Origin of the sequence: Novosphingobium nitrogenifigens DSM 19370, assembly GCF_000192575.1 — a bacterium.
GTDB classification, from domain to species: domain Bacteria; phylum Pseudomonadota; class Alphaproteobacteria; order Sphingomonadales; family Sphingomonadaceae; genus Novosphingobium; species Novosphingobium nitrogenifigens.
The window spans coordinates 1-1,055 of sequence record NZ_GL876952.1; the positions used below are offsets into that span (position 1 = coordinate 1).

Here is a 1,055-nt window from a genome sequence, read left to right on the forward strand (position 1 = left end):
TTGAACCGCGCCGGGATTGCCGGAGGCCCTAACTCCTGAGAGGAAGGGTCTACGATGAGCAAGACGAGGAAGAAGTTTGCGCCCGAGGTTCGCCAGCGGGCTATCCGCATGGTTATGGATCACGAAGGCGATTATCCCTCCCGCTGGGCTGCGATCACATCAGTAGCTGAGAAGATCGGGTGTTCGGGACACACGCTGCTGGAATGGGTGAAGAAGTCCGAGGTGGACAGCGGCAAGCGCGGTGGGGTGCCGACGGAGACCGCCGAGAAACTCAAGGCATTGGAGCGTGAAGTCCGCGAACTGCGGCAGGCCAACGAGATCCTTCGCAAGGCGTCGGCGTATTTTGCCCAGGCGGAGCTCGACCGCCCGTTCAAACGATGATCGCCTTTATCGACGAGCATCGCGATGCCTATGGGGTCGAGCCGATCTGCCGTGTCCTGCCGATCGCCCCATCCACCTATCACGAGCGTGTCGCAAAGCGACGGAACCCGGCTTTGCAAGCAGCCCGCGTTCGGCGAGATGAAGAGCTGAAGCCGGAAGTTCTACGGGTCTTTGCTGAGAACTTCGGCGTCTACGGCGTGCGCAAGGTATGGCGACAGATGAAGCGCGAGGGTTTCAATGTTGCGCGCTGCACCGTGCAGCGGCTGATGCGAGATCTTGGCCTGCAAGGGGTGATCCGGGGCAAGCCGGTGCGCACCACGATTGCTGACAAGGCGGCACCGTGCCCGCTCGACCAGGTCAATCGCCAGTTCCATGCTCCGGCGCCGAACATGCTCTGGGTCTCCGACTTCACCTATGTCGCGACTTGGGCGGGGTTCGTTTACGTCGCCTTCGTGATCGACGTCTATGCCCGTTACATTGTGGGTTGGCGCGTCAGCAGGACAGCGCACGCCAGCTTCGTGCTGGATGCGTTGGAACAGGCTATTCACGACCGACGGCCCGTTCACCGGGGCGGCCTGGTTCATCACAGCGACCGTGGATCGCAATACGTGTCCATCAAGTACACCGAACGCCTCGCAGAAGCGGGCATTGAACCCTCGGTGGGCAGCGTCGGC

At 61.7% G+C, this 1,055-nt stretch carries 1 pseudogene and 1 other annotated feature; the pseudogene reads left to right on the forward strand.

Annotated elements, in window-relative coordinates:
- Positions 1 to 54 precede the first annotated feature (54 nt).
- Positions 55 to 1,055, forward strand: a pseudogene (locus tag Y88_RS18715) (IS3 family transposase); the annotation flags it as partial.
- Positions 336 to 452: a sequence feature (AL1L pseudoknot), on the forward strand. (Overlaps the previous pseudogene by 117 nt.)